The sequence below is a fragment of the Gorillibacterium sp. sgz306347 genome, assembly GCF_059735245.1.
On sequence record NZ_JCAPET010000044.1, the window covers coordinates 21,494 to 38,130 of the forward strand.

Here is a 16,637-nt window from a genome sequence, read left to right on the forward strand (position 1 = left end):
CATATTCATAGCATAATTATACCATATTCTAGAAAGGAGGTGAAAATATGAAAAAAATCAGTATGTTCTGCTTAAGTTTTATTGTTCTAATGCTGCTTTCTGCGGGTTCTTCTTTTGCGGAAAGCAAGGAAAATGAAGTTATTTCACCCCGGTACGTTCCTTGTCCGGTTTGGGAAGGATCCCACCAATACCATAATGCAGGGACGTCTTACACAACAAAACCTGAAGGAAGTTCTCACTATCATCAAGTGGCATACCCCGATGGAAGCGGATATTACTATGTTTATTGCCAACCTACTGCTACTTACAAGATCACCTACTATGCCTGTGCATGCGGAGAAACTTATCAGACTAGTGTTTACCAATACACGAGCCATGTAGGTACGACTTAAGCACATTCTCTTTTATAGCACCTTTTAGAGAGTACATAAAAAAGAGGGTGCCCCAAAAGTCAGCATAGATGACGGAGGGGCGACCCTCTTTTGCTTTTTGTCAAACAAAAAGAAATCCTTCTTTGATAAAATGGAAGTTTCGAGCAACCAATAAAATAAGGAAGGTTTCTTTACATTCAATATACAATAGATCAACTCACCAAAGTCATCCTTTACGCCCACACACAACGCATCTACTTCTCGCGCCAGATCGCGAAAGCGGTTCGCGAAAACATCCTGTTCATGTGGATCGCGGGCAGACAGCGACCGGATTTCCGTACCATCAACCGGTTTCGCTCGGAGCGGATGAAAACGGTGCTGGAGACAATGTTTACGGCCGTTCTTCAATTTCTGGCCGAGGAAGGATACGTCCAGCTGGATCACTACTTTGTCGACGGTACCAAGATCGAAGCCAATGCCAACCGGTACACGTTCGTATGGGGAAAGGCCGTCGTCAAGCACAAGGCCAAGCTCCAGGAGAAGGTGCAGGCGTTGTTTGCTGCCATTGACGAAGCCGAAAAGCAAGAAGACGGAACCCATGTGGGCCGAGACCTGCCGGAGTTGGGAGAGTCGTGTGCCATTACGGGAGAAAAGCTGGAGCAAGCGGTCCGGCAGCTGGAGGAGCGTCTGCAGGAGAAACCAAAGGACAAGCCACTCAAGAGGGCGGTGCGCACGATCCGTAAGGACTGGCTTCCTCGCCTCCAGAAATACGAGACGCACGAAGCCATTCTCGGTCGGCGAAACAGCTACAGCAAAACCGATCCCGACGCGACATTCATGCGGATGAAAGAAGACCACATGCGAAACGACCAGCTCAAGCTAGGGTACAATGTGCAGATCGGTACCGAGAACCAGTTCATCCTCGGCTACAGCGTGCACCAGCGGCCGACCGATACGCGTTGCCTCATCCCGCATCTGGAGAAGCTCAAACGCCAACTCACTAAGTTGCCCGGCACGGTGATCGCGGATGCAGGATATGGCGGTGAAGAAAATTACGCGTACCTGGATCGGCATGGCATCGACGCCATCGTCAAGTACAGTACCTATCACCGGGAGAAGAGCAAAGCCTGGAAACGAGAAGTCGGAAAGATCGAGAACTGGACGTATAACAAGCAGGCCGATACCTGGACCTGTGCCGAGGACAGACGCTCCACTTCCGCCGCGTCAACAAGGAAAAGACAGAAAGCGGCTACGAACTTGAATACCGCCATTATCGAAGTGCCGATTGCGAAGACTGTCCGCTGAAGGCAAAGTGTACGAAGGTAACCGTGAAATTAGAGTCAGCATGACGTATTGGCGGTTAAAGGAACAAGCTCGCCAACGGCTCCGCAGCGAGGAGGGGTTTGCCTTGGCCAGGAGACGAATGATTGAACCGGAACCGGTATTTGGCGATCTGAAGAACAACCGAGGCTTTAAACGATTCCTGCTTCGAGGCTTGCCGAAGGTCAGCCTTGAGGTCGGGGGCTTTCGCTTGCCCACAATTTGCTGAAGAAGGCGGCGGCTGATGCCAAGAACGAAGGAGCTAAGCGAAAACAGATCGCTTAGCTCCTTCGTTTTTACGTCATATTCTCTTTTATGCTTTGTGGTCTGTTCCAGAAACCTGCTTTTGGGACACCCTCTTTTGGAATGGGGAACGAAGCTAACGGTTGCCACAGCGGCTATTTGCCCTAAAAAGAAGGGTTAGAAATTGTAACGGTTGTCATAGCGCTTATTTTCGGTTTTTTGTGTTGTTTCAGGTGATTTTCTCGAAATAGGCGCTGTGGCAACCGTTAGCGCAAAAACAGGGCGTTTTTGCCTTGAATAAGCGCTGTGGCAACCGTTAGGAGCTTCGCCCAGTGAAGCCGGTGCACCACCGATGACTTTTTAGACAAATAAAAACGACCGGACCTTCTTGAAGGTCGGGTCGTTTTGAAATTGATCGGCGAACTGAGAAGAAGCTGGAGAACCGTAACAAGGCGCTTTTTACATCGAATCTCTCGCTTTAGACACTTGAGCGACCTCGGGCACTCTTTTCCCGGTTGCGGGGCGTAGGAGCAAGGTGTACGCCAGCACGACGGCGGCCAGCGCCACGGCGAGGATCAGGTATATGTTGCTGTAAACGTAAGCCCCTTCGGTCGGGGAGAACGGGTTCAAGGAGAAGCCGGCTCCGCTGTCCAGGGTTTTGCTGAGAATCGCGGTGGCGGTTGCGGTTGCCATAAAGTTGCCGAGCGACAGCAGACCCATGCCGACGCCGGTGTTCTCCCGCGAAAGCGTTTGGGAGACGGCGTTTGAAATCGCCAGGGATGTGAGCGTCTGCCCCAGGTAGCCAATGATAAGAACGGCCGCGATCAGCACGGGCGAGCGGCCCGAGACGGTCGAAAGCAGCAGGTAGCAGATAAATTGCAGCGTGGACGCCGTGTACAGCAGGAACAGGTTGCCCCGCTCGTCGGCGAGCGCTCCGCCTTTTTTGCCAAACAGGGCGGAACAGAGGGCGGCGGGCACCATCACAAACCCGACCATGGCCGCTTCCATCTGGTTGACATGGGAGAGCAGCTGCGGCGTCAGATAGGGCAGCGAGAACGACATGCCGTTAATCAGAAAAGCGACGATCAGGCCGATCGAATACTGCTTGTTGCGGAACAGCTCCGCCTGCACGAAAGGCTCCCGGACGCGCCGGATCCATACCACGAACAGAGCGGCGAAGACAGCGCCGGCGGCGAACAGCCAAGGCATCGAGTTCGTGATGGCCAAGAGAAAAAGAGCGACCGATCCGGCAAGCAGCACGCCGCCGGGGATGTCGGTTTTGGTTTCGGCTCCTTTTTCATCGTCCAGGTACTTGCGGAAAAAAGGCAGCAGAAGCAGCGGCAAAAGGGAAATGAGGAACAAAAACCGCCAGTTGGCCGCCCCCACGACCAAAGCCGAAAGAATCGGGCCGATGACGCCGCCGAGCGAAATGCCGATGGCGTTTGAGCCGAGCGCGCGGCCGCGCTTTTCCGGCGGGAAATAGCGGACCGGTATGATCATGGCGGTGGCCGGGATGACCGACGCGCCGACCGCTTGAAGCACCCGGCCGAGGATAATCATCCAGAACGCATTTGCCGCAAGGCCGAGAATCGCGCCGAAGGCAAACAGGATCAGCCCGAAGGTGATCAGGTTTTTCAGCTTGTACTTGTCCGCCAGCTTGCCGTACGCGGCCGAGCCGATGGCGTAAACCAGCATGTAGGCAGTGATGACCCAGCTGACCTGGGAGGAGGAAAGCGTAAACTCCTTTGCGATTTCGGGAAGAACGAGATTGAACACCGTCCCGTTCATAACCGAGATGATCAGCGTGACCAGCATGAGACGCAGCAGCTTTTCCGCCTGATCGGGTTTGCCGGCCGCCGCCCGGCCCGCTGTTTGGTTGGGTTCCATCCGAATGCAACCTTCTTTCTCTTTCTGTTTATTCCGCGGAGGGAGCCTCCGGCTGGTTTTTCAGGTCGTCGAACGCATTATCGGCGGCCCGCTTCAGCAGTCCGATAAGCAGAGCCGTCTCCTCTTGCGTCATTCCGTTGGTCAGCACGCCGGCCCAGGCCATCATGGCTTCCTGGATGCCCGGGCGCACTTCATGAGCTTTGGGAAGCAGGTAGACGAGGTTTTTCCGGCGGTCGGTTTCGCATGCTTTGCGGACGACCAGGCCGTTCTCCTCCAGCGCCTGCATGGCGCGGGTTACCGTCGCCTTGTCGACGACAAGCTCCTTGGCGAGATAATCCTGGGAAACGCCGTCTTGGCGGAACAGATGCATCAAAAAAGGCAGCTGCCCCGGTCCGACGCCAAACGGGCGCAGACGGCGGGAAATGTACATTTGCGTATGCCGGTCGACAACGGAAATCCATTTGCCGGCCGATTCAAAGGGCTCTGCGATGGGAAGGCACTTCCTTTCCTGTAGGTACATTTGCTATTATAGCGGGCAAATGGTTGCAAGCGCAACGATTTTTCAAAGGCCAACTGTTGCCTGGTACCGGCCCTGCAGCGAGTTGGGACTTCCGGCCGCTGTTGGTTTCGGATTTCATGAATAAGCCGTTAATCGTGGAGGAAATCCGAAACCAAAGCCGAACGCTGCCGCTCCTGCAGTTCCAAATCGCCTCCGCGTCTTTTTCGGCAACCGTGTTCTTTCAAATGGTAATTCGCCGCAGGGCCCGGGCCCGTTAACCAGAACGGTGGTTCATCTCACAAATGCCCGCTGCGGAAAAGAGCTTTTGACAGCCCGGAAGCGCCCCGGTAAAGTTAGAAGGAGCACAGCAAGCCATTTACGCAAGGAGACGGACCGATGGATTTTACCGTACTGCATCTCTCGTTTTTTGTGATTCAACCGGAGGAAGCCAAGCAGGACGCGACTAAGGCGTACCGCCATTACCGGACGCTGGACCGCGAGGCTTACCTGGAAAGCGAAATCAAATCGTTTCTGGACGGGGAATTCGCCCGCATCGTCAAGCGCAGGGCGGAGGTAAATCCGGCGACCGAAAACCCGCCGACCAAAATCGGCCGGTTTATGGTTGAGCCGGGTCACGAGCTGACGGCGAACCCGAATTATAATCTGTTTCAAAGACTTCGCACGGCGGAAGGGTCGGAGGCGTTCAAAAACGCCAGCGACGATCTGGTCCGGAGCTATCTGGATACGAGCTCTGTGCGCGGCGGCGCGCTGATTGTGGCCGCGGCCCGGCTGGACCGCTATTTCGACGAGCCGTTCGTGTTTGTGCTGAAATGCGACTTCGAGCCGAAAATCGCCCGCATTTCCGACGAAAAGAGCCTGGTGTCCCAGGTGGAGATGGCGATCAGCGCGCGGAACATCAAGTCGGTGCAATATCCGAACATGCCCGAGGAAGGCATGCTGGAGGAAGGCGAGCTGAAGATCCACCAGGCGTCGCATGCCCGTTATTTCGAGGATTTTTTAAAGTATGTCACCTATGAAAAGTCCCGGCCCGAGCTGGTCGAGGAGCAAATGCTGAACATGGTGCAGCAGTATATGGAAACGCAGTGGCAGGAGGGCTCCGGCGAAGAGGGCCCGGCCGGCTGGCCGCGGATGAATGGAGCCGGCAGTAGCAGCGCCGGAGGGGATTTGGGCGCGGACGCTCCGCCTTGGGATGACGAAGCGTCGGCCGGCGGCGGTTACGCAGGCGCGGAAGGAGCTGCGGCCGCCGGCTATCCGGGCCCGGCTGGAGAAGAGGAGTACCCCGAGGCGGGTCATGGCGAAGGGCATGAGCCGTATGACCGGTCGGGGATGTCGGAAGGTGCGGGAGCAGCGTATGGGGACGACGGCCGCGTTTCCGGGTACGCAGGCGCTCCCGGAGAAGCGGATTTGGCTGTCGGCGCGGACGGCCGCTATGACACCCGCGGCTACGAAGCCGTCTCCGGCGCTCCGGCCGCCGGCAGCTCCGCTCCGCGCCTTACGCATCGGCAGGAGGAGCTTCGGCGCGAGGAGCACCGGCTGGAGCTTTGGGCCGCTGGCGACAAACGTGGCCTGCAGGAGCGCTGGACACACGAGCAGGTGGTGGAGGCGGCATCGCAGATCACCGAGCTGCAGCCCGAATGGGAAATGCGCTTCAAGCTGGACGGCGTTGCGATCCGGGCCAAAATGGAGGAGTACGGCCGGAGCGTTCATATCGCGCGGATGAACGGCAAATATGTCGTGCTGATCGAGGGGGATGCCTTTCAGTTCGAGAAGGGGCGTTCGCCCGTCGAGCTGCTGCGGCCGGAGGAGCTGGACGATGTGGTGGCCCGCATGAAGGCGAACGCCGCCGAACGGCCGGATGACGACGGGGACGGCGTTCCCTGGTGAGAGGAGCATAGGCGATGGCTAGGCAGATTTTGTATGTGGAGGACGAGCAGGAAATCGGACGCTGGGTCCGCGACCACTTGACGGAGCGGGGCTACGAGGTGGTCTGGCTCACATCGGGGGAAGAGGCGCAGGCGTATGCGGAGACGGCTTCCCTCGCGGTGCTGGACGTGATGCTGCCGGGTCTGGACGGCTATACGGTCGGGCAGCGGCTCAAGCGGGCCCGCCCCGACCTGCCCGTCCTGATGCTGTCCGCCCGCGCTTCCATCGAGGACAAGCTGCAGGGCCTGGAGTTTGCCGACGATTATTTGACCAAGCCGTTTCATCCGGACGAGCTGTCCGCCCGCATCGAGGTGCTGCTCCGCCGCAGCGGCTCTTCGGCGCCTCAATCGCTGGCGCTCGGCCACCTGACCGTCTACCCGGAAGAAAACCGCATTGTGGACAGCCGGAATGGGGAGGAAATTTTGCTGACCGGCAAGCAGCATCACATTTTTCAGTATTTCCTTCGCCACGCCAATCAGGTGCTGACCAAGGAGCAAATTTACGAGGCCGTCTGGCGGGAACCGTACCTTGAAGGCGACAAGACGCTGATGGTGCACATCCGGTACCTGCGCGAAAAGCTGGAGCTGGACCCCGGCAATCCGCAAATCATCGAGACGGTGCGGGGCATCGGCTACCGGGTGCGGGCATGAAAATGAAGTGGCGCCGCTCCCTGATGGTCAAATATTTGCTGGTGGTGCTGGCCGCCATGCTGGCGTGGCCCTTGATGATCCCGGTTTCGATCGCTTTCTTTTATTTGCCGGAGACGCTGCGGATTGTCACGCAAACCGATCCGAATCCCTATGCCGACCGTCAAGAGCTGCAAAAGCTGTGGCATGCGGAAGCGGGACGGCTGGACGGGACGGCGGACGCAGAGGTGGACCGGGCGGTCACGGCTTTCCGCGGTAAATTTCCGAAGGCCAGCGTTTTTTGGGTGGACGGCGCTGGAGCGACACGGCTTCAGCTCCCCCGGCAGCCCGGGCTGCCGGAGCAGTGGAGCGCGGTTCGAACGGTACAGTTCATGAAGGACAGCTACGGCGCCGATCCCTATACCGTGGTGGCGTTCATCGGGCAAAAGCCGGAGAACGGCTTTATGGTGCTCCAGATTCCGATTTCGGCCATTCGCGGCAGCGAAAGCACGGGAGATGAGTACCTGATCGTCGTCATCGGGGTTGTCATGCTTGTAACGCTGGCCGGCTCGGGCTGGTTTTTTCTGCGCATCCGCAAGCGGCTGGTCCGGCTGGAAAAAGCGATGGCGGTGCCGGACGGCCGGACGATCCCGGAACGAGTGGACGTGCGGGTGGAGGACGAGATCGGGCGCCTGGAGCTGGCGTTCAACCGGATGATCGGCGAACTGGAGGAAGGACGCAGCCGGGAAAAGGCGGAGGAGGAGCTGCGCAAGCGGCTGATTGCAAACCTGTCGCACGACCTGCGGACGCCGCTGACGATCATCCGCAGCCACGCGTATTCGATGGGGAGCGAATCGCTGTCCCCCAAGGGCAAGGAGTCGCTTGCGCTGATCGAAACCAAAGCGGACGACCTCAACCGGCTGATCGACAACCTGCTCTCCTATACGCTGCTCGCGGCGGGCAAATACCCGAAGGAAACGGCGGAAACCGATGTAGCGCGGCTCCTGCGGACAACGGCGGCGAGCTGGTACCCGCTGTTCGAGGCGGAAGGCTTCGAAATCGACATCGATCTGCCGGAGACGCCGGTCCTTTGGCGGACCGACTCCCGCTGGCTGGGGCGGGTGGTCGACAACCTGCTCCAGAACGTGCTGCGGCATGCCAAATCGGGCCGCTACGTGCGGATCGCGCTGGAGCCGGCAGGAGAAGCGGCGGAAGCCGGAGCAGGCGCCGGGGCGGGGAGTCCGGCGGCTGGAAGCCCGGACGAAGCGGCATGGCGCGGAGGGGCGGCTGGCGGAGCTGCGCCCGGGGCGGCGGGGAGTCCGGCGGCTGGAAGCCCGGACGAAGCGACATGGCGCGGGGCGGAGCCGGGGGTCTTAGCGCCGAGTGTGGAAAAAGCGGAGCATTGGACGAACGCCCTGGAGGAGGATGGTCCGGACACCGTCAAGCAGCCGTCCGTTTCGGCGGGGGGCGAATGGCGCGTCGTCATCGAGGACCGGGGGCCGGGCGTGGACGCCGCGTCCGACCAGAAGGGCGCGGGCATCGGACTCGCCATCGTCGCACTGATGGTGCGCGAACTGGGACTGCGCCGAGAGACGGACCGGCTATCACCGGGTCTGCGCATCCGGTTGTATGAGCCGCCCGGTCGTAAGTGGGCGCTGTAAGACAACTACGTTCACCCAGCCGGATTAGGCGGAGGCGGTAAGACGGCTTCGGCCGGCTGCCGGCACGGGATACGGGTATCCATAAGGCAGTCCATTCAATCGCTGGATTATCCGTTACAGACTACGATTTTTACGCGTAGATAAACGGACCTTCGGGTCCGTCAGGCTGTTGGGAAAGTCTCGATAACCTTTTTTGTGCGAATTAATCTTATTCGGCGGGTACCACCTTAATGTTGATGCTATCGAACAACCATTTTTCGTGACTGTCTCCACGGCATTCGTTCCAAACGTCAATTGGAGCGGAGTGGGAAATCCAAACCAAATTGGCTTACCGGTGGATTCGGAGACCAGCCCCTTCCGACATCGAAGTTTGGAAGAACGACAAGGTGGTGGGCGTCTATCGGCAAAAGGGCGGCGGATGTGAAAATTCTCAATAACCCGACGGTTTCACGCTGGCAGGCTGGGACAGTAAGTGCGAAAAAGCAACTATTTACATCATTTTTAGCTATTTTCGACCAAATAAGTGCAGAAAAGCAACTGTTTCTTCTGTTTCCTCCGAATAACGCTTGTTTAGCCGGAAATAAGTGCGTGTATGGAATTATTTCGTGATTGGAGCGAGAAATCATCGGAAATAAGTGTCGCTGTGCACCTATTTACCCTTTTTCCCTGGTCATCGTTGGCTTGTGTCCCGCCAGTTGCAATCTTTGGCCAAGAAAACAGAGACAAAAGGGAGGGTGAGCGAGTAAACAGGGGCGTTGAAGACGGTAGCCTTCAAGAACATAAAGAGATGGCGACCTACCAGGATCGCTGAGATAAACGGAATACCTCGTTTTTCCCCTTTATAACAGTGACAACACAAAAGAAACCCATGGGCACTAAAATGAGCCGGGTTTCTCGACAATCTGACGGACCTTCGGGTCCATTTTTTGTTTTCCCGGCGTGCCGGCCGAAAGCCAATGTTTGATCAAATGCGCTGGACATGATATTTCGCTTCAATCTTCGCTAATCTCTCCCCCAAGTAAAGGGAGCTTCAAGCTTCATTTCTGGGGCATTCGCGTCAGGGCAAGTCATGGCAAACCAGGGCAAGTCAGGGCAAGTCATGGAAACCAGGGAAAGTCAGGGCAATGAAGGCTAACGGTTGCCACAGCGGCTATTCGCCCTAAAAACGGCCTTAATTTATTTTAACGGTTGCCACAGCGCTTATTTGCGAAAAAAAGGGTTCCTATAAGCAAAAAGTCGTAAATAGCCTCTGTGGCAACCGTTACAATTGGCAACTCCTCTTTTTGGGGCAAATAAGCTCTCTGGCAACCGTTAGAGTGGCCGAGGATGGGTTTCGAAGCGATGGCGCTGCGGATCAGGAGGCAGTATTCGCTTCTTAGTGCGGTCAAAGGGCAGTGTTCGTTTTTGGAGCGGACAAGGGGGGATATTGGCTTTGTGGGGCGGACAAGGGGGAGTGTTCGTTCTTGGAGCGGGCAGGAGGCAAGTATTCGCTTTTTGGAGCAGTCAAGAGACCGTGTTCGGGTGTTCGTTTTTTGTCAGGAAGCTTTTGAAAGGCGGTCGCCGTTTTAAACAAAATTTAAACTTGACCGGTGCCCGGCCTTAACCTTGCGCCTTTATGATTAAGCCCGAGGTGAAGAAAACGATGAACGAACTCATGATTGAAACCAAGGGACTGACCAAAACCTACGGCAAACGCAACGCCGTCAACCGGGTGAACCTGCGTATCCGCAAAGGAGACATTTACGGCTTTCTCGGCCCCAACGGGGCGGGCAAAACGACGACGATCCGCATGCTGCTCGGACTGATTCGCCCGACGAGCGGCGGCGTGACAATATTCGGAAAGGACCTGCGCCGGGAAAAGCTGGCCATCCTCGGAAAAGTCGGCTCGCTGGTCGAGTCGCCGTCCTATTACGGCCACTTGACCGCGATCGAAAACCTGGAGATCCTCCGCCGCGTCCTCGATGCGCCCAAGGCCCGCATTCACGAAGTGCTGGATGCCGTGCGGCTGACCAAGGACGCGAAGCGGCCGGTCAAAGGCTTCTCGCTCGGCATGAAGCAGCGGCTCGGCATCGCAGCCGCTATGCTGGGCCGGCCGGAAATCCTCATCCTGGATGAGCCGACCAACGGACTGGACCCCGCGGGTATCCATGAAATTCGCGAGCTGATCAAACGCATGCCGGCGGAGCAGGGCATGACCGTGCTGGTCTCCAGCCATCTGCTCAGCGAAATCGACCAGATGGCGACCCGCGTGGGCATCATCCGCCAAGGGGTGCTGATGTTCGAGGATTCCATCGAGGTGCTCCGCCGCCAGTCCTCCAGCCGCATCCGGCTGGTAGTCAGCGACCCGATGCAGGCCATCCGCACCGTGGCGGCCTCCGGCTATATCGCCGTCCGCGAGGAAGACGGCTTGTACATCGAGCAGCCCCCGGAGCAAAAAATCGCCGAAATCGTCACCGGCTTGTGCGCAAGCGGGCAATCCGTCTACCGGGTGGAGGAAATCCGAAAGTCCCTGGAGGACATCTTCCTTGACTACGTGGGAGGAGGCGACAGCTTATGATCCGCCGCGTGCTTTCGGCGGACTTCCTCAAGCTTCGCCGCTCTTTTGTTCTGGTGCTGGCGGTACTCGGCCCGCTTGGCGTATTCGGCCTGCAGGCCGCCAATTACGGGCTGCGCTACGATTATCTGATGAAAGAAACCGCCGCCGACCCGTGGGGGGAGCTGCTGGGCGGAATGGCCGGACTGGCCGCCTTGGCGCTTCTTCTCGGGATGCCTCTCATCGCTTCGCTGTCCGCCGGTCTGGAACACCGGACCAACGCCTGGAAGCAGTGGATGGTGCTGCCGGTGAGCCGGTTTCAGATCTTTGCGTCCAAGTTTCTGGTCAACTGGTCGCTGCTTGTTTGCTCCTGCTTGCTGCTAATGCTCGCAGGGGCGGGCCTCGGTCTTCTCCTGGGTTTTCCCTTGGCGGATTTGCCGATTGATGACCTGCTGGTCATGGCTTTTTATCCGTTTCTGGCCGGGACGGCGGTGCTGGCGCTGCAAAACTGGCTTTCGATCGTCATGAAAAATCAGGCGCTGCCGATTACGCTGGGCATTTTCGGCACCGTGCTGTCGTTGTATGCGCTGAATTTGCCCAATTGGCTCATCTGGCGGCTGCCTCTTTTGATCAATCCCGATGAGTCGGTGGCATGGGGCGTCGGGCTTGGTCTGGTGCTGTTCCTGATTGGCGCTGCGCATTTTAAACGAAAGGACGTGGACTGAATGGGCCGCTTGGGTAAGGTGTTTGGGGCGGAATGGATCAAGCTGCGCAAATCGGTCATCTGGCTGATCCTGCCGATCAGCCCGGCTTTGGCCACGCTGGTTGGGCTCGTGGACGGCTCCGGCTCCGGCGATTTGGCTGCGCCTGACCGGTGGAAGCTCCTGCTGAACAGCATGGCAATGGTGCACGGCATGCTGTTCCTGCCGCTGCTCGCCGGCGTACTGGCCGCCTTCGTCTGCCGCTATGAGCATGCCGGCGGAGGCTGGAAGCAATTTTTGTCGCTGCCCGTCTCGCGCGGCTCGGTGTATGGCGTCAAATTTTTGCTCGTGGTGCTTTTGCTTGCGGGCACACAGCTTTTGTTTCTGGCCGGTCTGCTATTCGCCGGCTCCCTGCATCTGCCGCTGGACGGGATTCCCTGGGGACTTCTGCTGTCCCGGGTGGCGGACGGACTTCTGGCCTGCCTGCCGATCGCCGCTTTGCAGATGGCCGTTTCGGTCGGGTGGACCAACTTTGCCGCTCCGCTGGCCATTAACGTCATCTTCACGCTGCCGAATGTGCTGATCATGCAGTCCGAGGATTTCGGCCCGTATTATCCCTGGGCGCAGCCCGTGCTGGCGATGCTGCCGGAGTCGTACGGCAACTTTTGGGGGCTTGGCGTTTCGCTGGAAACCCTGGTGTTCGTCATCCTCGGCGGTTTTCTCGCCGCGTTCTTTGCCGGTTACTTTTATTTTCAGCGAAAAGAAGTCTGACGGAAGCGCTCTCGCCGCCCGAAGCCGTTTGCGGTAAAATGGGGACGAACGTCCCGATTTGACGCAGCGGCTTTTTTTGCGCGAAACGGGACCCGGGAATCAAAACGGGAGGGTGCGCGCGGCATGGAAGCCAAACGGAGCAGCATGCGCAACGTGGGAATGTTCGCCCACGTCGACGCGGGGAAAACAACAACGACCGAACAAATGCTTTACGGAAGCGGACGCATCCGTTCTCTCGGCAGCGTGGACGCCGGGACGGCCCAGACCGATTGGCTGGAGGTCGAGCGGGAAAGGGGCATTTCCGTCCGGGCGGCGGTCACGCGTTTTGAATGGAAAGGAACGGCGGTCAATCTAGTCGATACGCCGGGGCATGTCGATTTTTTGTCGGAGGTGGAGCGTTCGCTGCGCGTCATGGATGGAGCGGTTCTTATCGTATCCGCCGTGGAAGGGGTGCAGGCCCAGACCGAGGTGATCTGGCAGGCCCTTCGCGAGCGAAAGCTGCCGACGTTATTTTATATCAATAAAATGGACCGGATCGGGGCCGACCCTCAAGCGGTGCTGGATCAAATCCGCCGGCTCCTGACGCCGGACGCCGTTCCGGTTCAAGCTCCGCTAGGCGCGGAAGCCGGTTTCTCGGGCGCGTCCTGGCTGCTTGCGGGCGTCGGCGAAGAAGGTTCCGCCGCTGCGTCCGCCGCCGCAGAGCCGTTCCGCACGCTGCTGCTGGAGGCGGCCGCCGAGCAGGACGATGCGCTGATGCTGCGCTACCTGGAGGACGGCGGCGTTTCGGCGGAGGAGCTGACAGCCGCCGCCCTCCCGATTATCGGGCGCGGCAGGCTGACGCCCGTGCTGTTCGGCGCTTCCGGGCGCGGGCTCGGCGTGGACGGCCTGATGGATGCCATCGTCGAGCTTCTGCCGCCGCCGGATGGAGACCCGGAGGCGCCGCTGTCCGGCGTCGTCTTTAAGCTGGACAAGGACCCGGCCATGGGGCGGATCGCTTATGTCCGGCTTTACGACGGCACCCTGCGCAACCGCGAGGCGGTGTCGAACCATACCCGCGGGCTGAGGGAAAAGGTGACGCAAATCCGCCGGGTGGAGGGCCAGCGCTCCGAGGACATCGGCCTTCTGGAAGCAGGCGATATCGCCGCCGTCTACGGGCTGGCCCGCGCCCGGATCGGCGATGTGCTGGGCGACCCCGGCCGGGTGCCGGGCGCGCAGCGGCTGGCCGTACCGCTCCTGACGGTGCAGGTGCACTGGGCAAAGGAAGCCGATTATCCGGCGGTTCTGGCGGCGTTTCAGGAGCTGGCGGACGAAGACCCGCTGCTCGACCTGCAATGGCTTCAGGAGCAGCGGGAGCTGCACCTCAAGGTGATGGGGCCGATTCAGATGGAGGTGCTGACCGGCCTGCTCAAAAGCCGCTACAACCTGGACGTTTCATTCGGTACGCCGTCCGTCATTTACAAAGAGACGCCGGCGAAGGCGGGAGAGGGCTTTGTTGCCTATACGATGCCAAAGCCCTGCTGGGCGATCCTGCGTTTTCAAATCGAACCCGGCGAACGGGGCAGCGGGTTGGTTTACCGCTCGCTGGAGCGGCCGGAGCGCCTTCTGGAAAGCTATCAGAATGAAGTGGAACGGCGGGTTCCGGAGGCGCTTCGCCAAGGGCTGTACGGCTGGGAGGTGACCGACCTCAAGGTCACGCTGGTCGAAGGCGAGCATCACGTCTGGCATACGCACCCCCTGGACTTTGTGGTGGCGACTCCGATGGGGATTATGAACGGACTCGTCCATACCGGCGTCAAGCTGCTGGAGCCGATGCTCCGCTTCCGCCTGTCCGTGCCCGAAGAATTCGCCGGGAAGCTCATGAACGAGCTCATCGCCATGCGGGGCGAATTCGACTCGCCCGCCATCCGGGGAGAACGGATGGACATTGAAGGGCTGCTGCCGGTGGCGACATCGCTGGATTTTCCGGCCCGACTCGGCTCGCTGACCAAAGGGCGGGGCATCTTGTCCGCCGCTTACGCGGGCTACCGCGAGTGCCCGCCTGACGTTCAGGTGGAGCGGCCGCGTCAGGGCGTCAATCCGCTGGACCAGGCCAAGTATATTTTGTCGGTACGAAACGCGCTTTCCTGAGCGGTTTGAAAGAGACCAGAGCTTGCTTGCTGCACCGGACCGGTGCGAGCGGGAAAGCTGCTGGTCTTTTACCATGAGATCGAAGGCGAGCCGCCTGGGCATTGTCTGCCGGAGCCTGAGCACGCATTCGGAAACCGGGCGGCCGGGAGCCGGATGCCGCTTGGTGCCTATGCGCGGGGGATCGGTGCGAACCGTTTGACTCCGCGGCGGGTGCCGCAGCACGCAGCGAAGGCCGTCCGACGAGAGCCGGGAGCGTACCTGGTCGCCGCTCCGCTGGCACCGCTCCTTTCGGATTTGCTAGAATGGAGCCGTACCATCCAACACGAAAGGCCCGGGAGGAATGACAGATGAAAACAATCCCCCTTGCCAAAAGGGAGATCACAACCAGCCGGCTGGCGCTGGGCTGCATGGGGCTCGGCGGCGGCTGGAACCGGAATCCGGTCACCGAGGAAGACCGGCTGCAGGCCGAAAAGGCGATTGATGCCGCGCTATCCGCCGGCATTACCATGTTCGATCATGCCGATATTTATACGATGGGGAAGGCCGAGCAGGTTTTCGGGGAAGCGCTTGCGAAGCGGCCGGGGCTGCGGGAGCAAATCGTACTCCAGTCCAAATGCGGCATCCGCTTCGAGGATGAGAGCGGTCCCCAGCGCTTCGACTTCTCCAAAGCGCATATCCTGGCTTCCGTGGACGGCATTTTAAAACGGCTCGGAACCGAATACCTGGACATTTTGCTGCTGCACCGTCCGGACGCTCTGATGGAGCCTGAGGAAATCGCCGAGGCCTTCAACATGCTGGCGGAAACCGGAAAGGTGCGGCATTTCGGCGTTTCCAACATGAACACGCCGCAGATGCTGCTGCTTCGCTCCGCGGTTCAGCAGCCGATTGTCGCCAATCAGCTGGAGCTCAGCCTGGCCAAGCTGGACTGGCTCGACCAAGGCATTTACGTGAACCAGAAAGCCGGCCTCGGCACCAACTTTTCCGACGGGACGCTGGAATATTGCCGGATGGAAAACATTCAGGTGCAAGCTTGGGGCCCGCTGGCGCAGGGGTTGTTCAGCGGCCGCTCCACTGATTCCGAAAGCGAGGCGGTACGCGAAACGGCCAAGCTGGTCAGCCGGCTTGCGGCGGAGAAGGACACGACGCCCGAAGCCGTTGTGCTCGGCTGGCTGATGCGCCACCCGGCGCTTATTCAGCCGGTCATCGGCACGGCGAAGCCGGAACGCATCGCGGCCAGCGCGGATGCCGTCCGGATCGGCGACGCCATGAGCCGGGAAGAATGGTACGCGCTGTATAACACGGCCCGCGGCTCGCGGCTTCCCTAAAGCGCGCCGGGCGCGGCCGCGTACCCGCGTATAGCGAACCATGCAGCTTCATGCGGTAAGGCCGCGGCGGTTGCTTGCTTGTGATTCTCTTCGCGGTGGGTACGCTACTTTGACTCTTCGCCTCGCCTTTGCGCCAATCCTCACGCCGGGATTTCGCGCTGCCCCCGCACCGGTTTCCGGTGCGGGTTTTTTCGTTTTTTCGGCTGCCTCCCCAAAACTTTTGCAGAGGTAAAAAGCTAGCTCCCGCTTCACTTTTGCAGAGGTAAAAAGCTAGCTCCCGCTTCCATGTTCGTTCCAGCGTGAAATGGCGAAAGTCAGCCTTTGAAAAAAAGACGGCTCCCGGCGAAATCCACGGTGCACTTCCTCGCTGCATTCTGCATCTATCTGCATATATTTTCTTGGTGAGCCCGACCTCTCAAGGATCAGTCCCCTCCAGTAGATCCGGGAGTAGTGCGCCGCCGTTTTGCTCTAGCACACCGCCGTTTTGCTCTAACGGTTGCCACAGAGCTTATTCACGCCAAAATCGCCGTTTTTTTTCGCTAACGGTTGCCACGGAGCTTATTTCGGGAAAAAGGGACCGAAACCGCAGTAGACTTGCAAAAAAACTTACATGGTGCCTGTAAGAGGAT

11 protein-coding genes and 3 pseudogenes are annotated in these 16,637 nt (G+C 59.0%); 12 read left to right on the forward strand and 2 right to left on the reverse strand.

Annotation, left to right across the window (positions count from 1 at the left end; translation table 11 throughout):
- The first annotated feature begins 47 nt into the window (after window positions 1–47).
- From AC6I6H_RS18565 to AC6I6H_RS18575, 3 genes and pseudogenes are all read left to right on the forward strand, one after another.
- A complete protein-coding gene (locus AC6I6H_RS18565) occupies window positions 48–392 on the forward strand; it encodes a hypothetical protein (protein WP_497955495.1) in 345 nt (114 codons plus the stop codon).
- 186 nt (window positions 393–578) lie between these two features.
- Window positions 579–1,601, forward strand: a pseudogene (locus AC6I6H_RS18570) (IS1182 family transposase); the annotation flags it as partial.
- Window positions 1,562–1,920: pseudogene (locus AC6I6H_RS18575) on the forward strand (transposase). The pseudogenes AC6I6H_RS18570 and AC6I6H_RS18575, both read left to right, overlap by 40 nt.
- 473 nt (window positions 1,921–2,393) lie before the next feature.
- Here AC6I6H_RS18575 and AC6I6H_RS18580 read toward each other — a convergent pair.
- Window positions 2,394–3,821: an MFS transporter gene (locus tag AC6I6H_RS18580; protein WP_497955496.1), complete on the reverse strand. Its 1,428-nt coding sequence runs from the start codon at window positions 3,819–3,821 to the stop codon at window positions 2,394–2,396.
- Between the two features lie 28 nt (window positions 3,822–3,849).
- A complete protein-coding gene (locus tag AC6I6H_RS18585; RefSeq protein ID WP_497955497.1) occupies window positions 3,850–4,251 on the reverse strand; it encodes a MarR family winged helix-turn-helix transcriptional regulator in 402 nt (133 codons plus the stop codon).
- Window positions 4,252–4,716: 465 nt separating this feature from the next.
- On the opposite strand from AC6I6H_RS18585, the pseudogene AC6I6H_RS18590 reads away from it, so the two are divergent.
- The 9 genes and pseudogenes from AC6I6H_RS18590 to AC6I6H_RS18630 all read left to right on the forward strand — a co-directional run.
- Window positions 4,717–5,448: pseudogene (locus tag AC6I6H_RS18590) on the forward strand (DUF3900 domain-containing protein); the annotation flags it as partial.
- A gap of 219 nt (window positions 5,449–5,667) precedes the next feature.
- Window positions 5,668–6,225: a DUF3900 domain-containing protein gene (locus AC6I6H_RS18595; protein ID WP_497955505.1), complete on the forward strand. Its 558-nt coding sequence runs from the start codon at window positions 5,668–5,670 to the stop codon at window positions 6,223–6,225.
- 14 nt (window positions 6,226–6,239) lie between these two features.
- The gene (locus AC6I6H_RS18600; RefSeq protein WP_497955498.1) at window positions 6,240–6,914 is read left to right on the forward strand and encodes a response regulator transcription factor; all 675 of its coding nucleotides are present in this window, start codon (window positions 6,240–6,242) and stop codon (window positions 6,912–6,914) included.
- Window positions 6,911–8,551, forward strand: a complete 1,641-nt coding sequence (locus tag AC6I6H_RS18605) for a histidine kinase dimerization/phospho-acceptor domain-containing protein (protein ID WP_497955499.1) — start codon at window positions 6,911–6,913, stop codon at window positions 8,549–8,551. Before AC6I6H_RS18600 ends, AC6I6H_RS18605 begins: the two co-directional genes overlap by 4 nt.
- A gap of 1,642 nt (window positions 8,552–10,193) precedes the next feature.
- The gene (locus AC6I6H_RS18610) at window positions 10,194–11,108 is read left to right on the forward strand and encodes an ABC transporter ATP-binding protein (RefSeq protein ID WP_497955500.1); all 915 of its coding nucleotides are present in this window, start codon (window positions 10,194–10,196) and stop codon (window positions 11,106–11,108) included.
- Window positions 11,105–11,809, forward strand: a complete 705-nt coding sequence (locus AC6I6H_RS18615; RefSeq protein ID WP_497955501.1) for an ABC transporter permease — start codon at window positions 11,105–11,107, stop codon at window positions 11,807–11,809. The genes AC6I6H_RS18610 and AC6I6H_RS18615 overlap by 4 nt, the downstream gene beginning before the upstream one ends.
- The gene (locus tag AC6I6H_RS18620) at window positions 11,810–12,556 is read left to right on the forward strand and encodes an ABC transporter permease (RefSeq protein WP_497955502.1); all 747 of its coding nucleotides are present in this window, start codon (window positions 11,810–11,812) and stop codon (window positions 12,554–12,556) included.
- A 123-nt stretch (window positions 12,557–12,679) separates the two neighbouring features.
- Window positions 12,680–14,683, forward strand: a complete 2,004-nt coding sequence (locus tag AC6I6H_RS18625) for a GTP-binding protein (protein WP_497955503.1) — start codon at window positions 12,680–12,682, stop codon at window positions 14,681–14,683.
- Between the two features lie 347 nt (window positions 14,684–15,030).
- Window positions 15,031–16,008: an aldo/keto reductase gene (locus tag AC6I6H_RS18630; protein ID WP_497955504.1), complete on the forward strand. Its 978-nt coding sequence runs from the start codon at window positions 15,031–15,033 to the stop codon at window positions 16,006–16,008.
- The last annotated feature ends 629 nt before the right edge of the window (window positions 16,009–16,637 follow it).